This window comes from Vibrio sp. 1978, from assembly GCF_033344345.1.
In genome coordinates this window covers 306,145-312,683 of the sequence record NZ_JAWPOP010000004.1, presented here as the reverse complement: position 1 = coordinate 312,683, position 6,539 = coordinate 306,145, and the positions used below count along the sequence as shown (strand labels likewise).

At 42.9% G+C, this 6,539-nt stretch carries 6 protein-coding genes; 2 read left to right on the top strand and 4 right to left on the bottom strand.

Annotated features, from left to right (window positions below):
- Window positions 1-212: 212 nt before the first annotated feature.
- From R8N49_RS06610 to R8N49_RS06595, 4 genes are all read right to left on the bottom strand, one after another.
- Complete coding sequence (locus R8N49_RS06610; protein ID WP_005385757.1) at window positions 213-680, bottom strand: Sbal_3080 family lipoprotein; 468 nt, start codon at window positions 678-680, stop codon at window positions 213-215.
- 418 nt (window positions 681-1,098) lie between these two features.
- On the bottom strand, window positions 1,099-1,782 hold the full coding sequence (locus R8N49_RS06605; protein ID WP_258489145.1) for a DUF4336 domain-containing protein: 684 nt from the start codon (window positions 1,780-1,782) through the stop codon (window positions 1,099-1,101).
- Between the two features lie 249 nt (window positions 1,783-2,031).
- Window positions 2,032-3,507, bottom strand: coding sequence for a Na+/H+ antiporter NhaC family protein (locus R8N49_RS06600; RefSeq protein ID WP_005377816.1), 1,476 nt, complete (start codon window positions 3,505-3,507; stop codon window positions 2,032-2,034).
- Between the two features lie 18 nt (window positions 3,508-3,525).
- Window positions 3,526-4,869 (bottom strand): glutamine synthetase family protein, encoded by a 1,344-nt coding sequence (locus R8N49_RS06595; RefSeq protein ID WP_318189900.1) that lies wholly within the window; start codon window positions 4,867-4,869, stop codon window positions 3,526-3,528.
- Window positions 4,870-5,209: 340 nt separating this feature from the next.
- Between R8N49_RS06595 and R8N49_RS06590 the strand changes: the two genes are divergently transcribed.
- Together R8N49_RS06590 and puuR are read left to right on the top strand one after the other, a co-directional pair.
- Window positions 5,210-5,956 carry a gamma-glutamyl-gamma-aminobutyrate hydrolase family protein gene (locus tag R8N49_RS06590; protein ID WP_017633975.1) on the top strand — a complete coding sequence of 249 codons (747 nt, stop codon included), beginning with the start codon at window positions 5,210-5,212 and terminating at the stop codon, window positions 5,954-5,956.
- Between the two features lie 18 nt (window positions 5,957-5,974).
- Window positions 5,975-6,532, top strand: coding sequence for an HTH-type transcriptional regulator PuuR (puuR, locus tag R8N49_RS06585; protein WP_005377813.1), 558 nt, complete (start codon window positions 5,975-5,977; stop codon window positions 6,530-6,532).
- Window positions 6,533-6,539 lie beyond the last annotated feature (7 nt).

Below are 6,539 nucleotides of genomic sequence, written 5' to 3'. Positions count from 1 at the left end.
AACCAGCGATTGTCTTTAAAGAAATGGCACTGGCCGCTTGATATTGGCGAGTGTCGCACTTCGCAGTTGAATTCGGGGGTAAGTAGCAGCCTAATATTTCTGCAATGGCGGTTATAAAGAAAAGCCCAATGGTTTTGACTTCAGTCACTTAAACATTCCTATCTTTCTCTACAAATATATGATGCTTGTTAAATGGGCAATTGTTCGGCTCATTACATTTCGCCCAGCTTAATCTTGGATTGAGCCTCACTCACGGTTTGTTTACCGAATAACAGATCCATCATCGAAATGATTCGTTTGTTGTCTTTACCCCATTTATCTGGATTCGCGCTGTTTGGTGCTTTAAATTCAACTTGTCCTACTTTTTCGTTATTTTTGTAGGCTTTGATCTGAGCATCAGCGATAAATGTTCTAAAATCCCAGCTCCAGCGTGATACGTAAGTAAGTGTTAGCTCAGAGCTAACAGGAGGCGTGCCGTCGCTTACGACTGTGCATTTATGGGCGGTATCCAAACACCAGTCTTGCATCGAATCTAAGAAAACATCTCGCGTGGCGTTGTCTTTTACGATGGTGATTTCCTTGCTCTGATTTTCTTTCGAGATTGTTTCTACCGTATACTTTGGTGCCGCACATGCAGCTAATAGAATAGGCAAGCTTAGAATGATGAGTTTTTTGTGCATCTTATGTCTCTTTTTTTTAAATTTATATATTCAAACAACTTCAAGATACTGAGTTCAACGAGAATAACTAACAAGCATGGCAACTGTTATTAACAAAACCTTTAGAGTAGAAGGGTTTGTTTCGGGAGTATGCCAATGTCTCGATGCAAAATAATTAGTAAGAGATTGCTATTGCGTTATGTTAACTCTTGAACTTATGTCCGTATCAATGTCCAGAATTCTTCGCATTGAAGTTTTTGAAGTGCAATTCTAACGGAATTTTAAATTGCTGCATAATGCTCAATTAAGAGGAATAGGGGAGCTTATCGTTAAACATAACGTGTAGTGCTGTAAATTCGTCCCTAAGACTAAGCTAAAAGGGCCTAATGTTTTAAAATAGCTTCTTGTCTATTCTGTTGTGTGAGTTTTCAATGTTGTCTCATACTAGCCACTTAAAAGAGCGCTGTAAGAACTCGTCTGTATTATCAAGGACGATTTCACCGTGAGCCATAACCAATATATTAGGTTTCCAAGACAGCAATTTATTTAAGTGTTTTCGAGCCTCTTGTTTGCTAAACATAAAACTTAGGCGCCAATCCAAAGGCATTTTTCCATTCGGAGCAAGAATACCGGCCCCTTTAGCCACAAACCGCTGCCAGTAGTTAAAGTCCTGGCCAGAAAAATTCTCGACGAGGTCAGTAACAATTAAGGTCTTTGAAAGTCGATGATAAAACACACACTCTTCCATTAATGGAGAGCCAGAAAATAGTTCTTGTTCAACCTCAGAGTTCCAAGCATTACCGCCTTGGTTAAGTGAAGCGTGAAAGTGTATATCATGGCACTTCTTAATGACTTCATTTGTGCCATAAACTTCTGCGCTAGGATAGGCAGATACCCATTCAGATAAGAACAAGTGGTGTAAATGATTAGGAGCGATTAAGTATTTCACTTGGCCTAGATTGTTGATTTGCTCTCTAATCGAATTTGATAACTTAATTGGACTATGAATCCAAAGGCCACCATCAGAAAGCCTAACAATAGTCATACGAGTGGTGTATGGGAGTCCTAAGAATTGGACGGGATCTCCGTCAAATATCCATATCTCATGGGCTAACTTTTTCATGTCTCTCCAACCGTTAACACTGTATTAAGGCGGCATTTAAGTTACTCAAAAGCTGCCTTGTTGCACAATAAACGCTTCGCTAAGCGTAAACCAAAAATATTAGGTTTACCAAACCCTTATTGAGTGCAGCTGTACATCTTTGAGTATTTTTATACTGAACGCGCGTAAAGTAGTTTTAAGAGGATCATTTGACTTGATAGAACAAAACCCCGCTATTTTTGAGCAGGGTTTTGCAATTAGATAAAGGGGCTAACCGATGATGAAGAAGAAAATCGCGGTTGCAACAATACCAATCAACGCATAAGGAAACTGTGTGGTTGCGTGTTGCATTGCTGTACAGCCTGAACCTTGTGCAGATAACACGGTTGAGTCACTAAAGAAACAAGAGTGGCTCCCTGCCGCTGATGCTGAAAGCAGCGCTGCAACGGTTAAGTGTAGAGGCACACCAAGCTGTTCGCCCAAAGGTAGAACAATTGGCATCGCTACTGCAAACGTTCCCCAAGACGATGCCGTTGCAAATACCAACGCGCCCGTAATCATAAAGATAATCGCAGGGAAGTAAGACGCTGACAGGTAAGGGCTGACGGTCTCAATGACATACTGCGTGACGCCCAATGAGTCGTTGACCGATTTCAACATGAAACCACCAATAACGGTCGCAAGCGGCAGTAGCATAACTTTAATGCCATCATAAACAGCTTCGAACATGTCGTTCATCGAGATCAGTTTTTGTGCGCCGTAAAAGCTAATAGTAAAGATTAACGCGACGAAAACACCAGCAAGTAGATCGATACCAAAATACCAACTTGCGGCAACAAGTACGATCATTGGTAACAAGAAGTTGACAAGGCCCATGGTTGGGTTGGTATGTGCAGATACATCGGGACCAAAGTCGACATCTGTTGCACCGTCTGGACGAACTTGACCATTCTTCGCACGCTTTTCTGCCTTTTTCATCGCACCTAGATCTGGGATCTTTTCCATTGCAACCAGCAAAACAATCACCAGCGTTACCCAGCCGTAAGCCATGTATGGAATAGCTTCAATGTATGCTTTGATACCATCTCCCGCTTCTGCTACTCCGTTTGCTTCTAGCAACGAACTGAAGAAAATTGCCCAAGTGGAAATTGGTACGAGGATACAGATAGGCGCGGCGGTTGAATCCACAAGATATGAGAGCTTTTCACGCGAGATTTGGTAGCCGTCCGTAACTTTTTTCATTGAGGAAGAAATTGCAATCGCATTCAAATAATCGTCGATAAAGATCAGAATACCTAAAGCAAAGGTCATCAGCATCGATTGCTTACGGCTTTTTACTTTCGTGACCAGCATGTCGGAGAAGCTTAAGATACTGCCGCCTTTCTCCAAAATAGCAATTAGGCCGCCCATCAAACCACAAACGAGGATGATCCAAGCAATAGTTTCATCCATCATTACACTCATGGAAATATCAACAATCTGTTCCACCGCTTCAGTTGGGTTAAGCAGAAGAACACCGGCAATAGCGCCGCTAAAGAGGGCTTCCACAGTTCGGTGTGTTGTCAGCGCAAAGACCAATACCAACGCCGTTGGTAAAAGACTCATCCATCCGTAGGCTTCGCCTTCCTCATGGTTCAAACCGATTGTGGTAAAAAAGACAAACGTCGCAACCGAGATTAAAGAAACAATAATGTGTTGAGAGTTGATTTTAAGAGGCGCATCCAGCGCCTTGGTCTGCGTAGTCATAAAGTTCATTTCCTTTGTTTATGCCGAGTGCAACATCCAGTCGATTTCCAATGGAGTAATCGCTCGCTCAAATTCTGCGAGTTCACTCTGTTTGCAAGCTAGATACAAATCGATAAAATCTCTTGAGATGTATTGAGCTAGCTCACTGTGCTCCAGTCGCTCTAGAGCTTCTGACATACGCAGAGGTAACTCAATTGCATCATCACTGAGAGTCGGTGGACATTGATCTTTGGTGTAGCTTTCACTCGCTAATACTGCGGAAAGTACTACTACAGCGAGAATGTATGGGTTAACGTCAGCGCCTGCTATACGATGCTCTATACGGCGATTTTTGCTATCGCTGATAGGCACACGCAACGCAACACCGCGGTGGTTTTCTCCCCAATCGGCTTTGGTCGGGACGTAAGCGCCAGGAACAAAGCGACGGTAAGAGTTAACGTTAGGACAGATTAGGGCCATGGCATCGGATGTTTGTGACAGCATCGCTGCCATGGTTTGATAGAAGAAGGCGCTCGCTTGACCGTCTGATTGGCTAAAGTGGTTGTTACCATCTGTATCAACCAAGCTGAGATGAATGTGCATGCCATTACCCGCTTGCTCACTAAAAGGTTTCGCCATAAATGTGGCGTCAAATCCGTGCTGATGAGCGACCTGGCGAATCAAGCGTTTTGCGATGATGATTTCATCACATGCTCGAAGTACATCTTTAGAATGGTTGAAGTTGATTTCGAACTGCCCTGGGGCCGATTCAGATAGGGCTCCGGAAGTGTTTAAACCTTGTTCTAATGCAATTCGATTAAGGTCGGCCAAGAAATCAGCGTAGTCATCTAGTCCATCAAGGTCGTAAACCTCGGTATCTTTTTCTCGAGTTTTTTTCGTGGGGTTAATTGCCGTTAATGGTTCGCCATTTTCGCCGCGGGTTTTGTCTATTAAATAGAACTCCAGCTCGAGCGCGACACAAGGATATTGGTCTTTAGCATGCAGTGTTTGCAATATAGAAGCGAGAATGTTTCGGATGAACAGTGGGTTAGGGTGCTGCCCGGTTTCATCCATCATACTAAGCAGTAGCTGACCAACTTGTTCTTTTGCCGTCGGCATTAAGGTGCCGCTGATTGGATAGCAGAGATTATCTGGTTCTCCGAGATCTTCTCCCAACCCGGCCGTTTCAACGACGTTACCTTTGGTATCTAGGGTGATGGTCGAAAGGGGGAGGGCAACACCTTTATTCAGTTTTTCTAGAGCATCTATCGGGATGCGTTTTCCTCTTGGGGTGGCATTTATATCGGTAAAGATGAGATCGATAAATTCAATATCGGGCCATTTTTGTTTAAAATTTTGTACTTCCTGTAGATACGATTCCATTTTCTTCTCCAAATAGCCTGACGAGTAGAAATTAGAAATAACCAAATTAACAAATAAATTACAGCACTCTGAACGAGTTGTTTGTTTTTCAGGTTATTTTTAATTTAAACATGCACTTACACTGTGCTTTTGATGTTTAACGGCTGGTTTTTATGTCTTTCTGTTAACTATTTTGTAACAGTTGGTTTTGTTTTGTTCAATATAATGAGCATAAATATTCAGTTTTGAAGCCTAAAAAGTGCGCCAGATCACGTTGTGACGATAATAATGGTCATCTGTGTTGATAATTTTGTACATGGTTTGTAGGGTTTGTGTTAAATAAATTGAACACGGACATATCATGGCAGATACACACAAACCCATCATTGGTGTGGTTAGCTGCGCTAAAGAGTTGGGTGGCTATCAGATACAAGCGGTCAACGACTTTTACCTTCGCGCCATAAAGGATTTTGGAGGACTACCGATTATGTTGGCTCCCGACATGTCGGTCGATGACGTAACCACCATCCTAGACATATGTGATGGTTTTCTTTTTCCTGGCAGCCACTCTAACGTTGCGCCACATCGATACAATGCAACGCACGAAGAGAGCTACAAAGATGAAGCTCGTGATGAGCTCTCATTCACGTTAATTCGTCATGCGGTTGACCAAAACATTCCGTGCCTTGGTATTTGCCGCGGCTTTCAAGAGATGAATGTCGCACTTGGTGGCTCGTTAAACCCAGCCGTTCATGACTCCGGCTTCAATGACCATCGTGAAGCGCCTGTTGAAGATTTCGAACAAAAATACGCGCCAGCACACGCTGTGCTAGTTCAAAAGCAGAGCTTATTTGAACAATGGCTGGTGCAAAATCATTGGGAAAATACCACCTTCTTTGAAGTGAACACACTACACAACCAAGGCGTCGATCAGCTTGCTCCTCTATTACAAGTAGAAGCTAAAGCCCCGGATGGCTTGGTAGAAGCATTTAGTCTTCCTAATCAAAAATTTTTCGTTGGCGTGCAGTGGCACCCAGAATGGGAAGCAAAAACCAATCATTTCTCTCAAATTTTGTTCAATGAATTTATGATGGCTACCTCTCGTTAAACGTTTGGAGCTGTATGAATGGACAATCAAGAGATTGGTAAAAATATTGTTCAGTTACGAAAAAAACATGGATTGTCACAAAGGGAACTAGCCGAGCGCGCTGGTATTACCCACAGTGCAATCTCATCCATTGAAAATGGCAAAGTGAGCCCGTCGGTCAGCTCACTACAAAAAATCGTTAATGTATTTTCTTTATCGTTATCAGAGTTTTTCACTTTTGAACAACCTTCGAACGATGAAGTGAAAGTAGTCATCAAGCCGTCAGATCTTGTGGAAATCGGGAGCGAGACGGTGTCCATGAAACTGGTAACGAATGGTGACAAAGATCAAGTCATCGGATTCTTGATCGAGGAATACGCACCTTATGGAACCACTGGTGCGGCAGAAATCAAACACGAAGGCGAAGAGATTGGCACCGTATTAGAGGGTGAAATCACTCTGGAATATAAAGGGCAATCTCATGTCATAACAGCGGGCGAGTCGTACATTATTGATACGACGAAGCCCCATCGATTTACAAATCACACAGACAAGGCTTGTCGAATGATAAGTGCGCATACGCCAACCACATTTTAGTGGGGGC

Coding starts and splice junctions, on each gene's coding strand:
- R8N49_RS06610 (WP_005385757.1), bottom strand. CDS start 680: ATGCACAAAAAACTCATCATTCTAAGCTTGCCTATTCTATTAGCTGCA.
- R8N49_RS06605 (WP_258489145.1), bottom strand. CDS start 1,782: ATGAAAAAGTTAGCCCATGAGATATGGATATTTGACGGAGATCCCGTC.
- R8N49_RS06600 (WP_005377816.1), bottom strand. CDS start 3,507: ATGACTACGCAGACCAAGGCGCTGGATGCGCCTCTTAAAATCAACTCT.
- R8N49_RS06595 (WP_318189900.1), bottom strand. CDS start 4,869: ATGGAATCGTATCTACAGGAAGTACAAAATTTTAAACAAAAATGGCCC.
- R8N49_RS06590 (WP_017633975.1), top strand. CDS start 5,210: ATGGCAGATACACACAAACCCATCATTGGTGTGGTTAGCTGCGCTAAA.
- puuR (WP_005377813.1), top strand. CDS start 5,975: ATGGACAATCAAGAGATTGGTAAAAATATTGTTCAGTTACGAAAAAAA.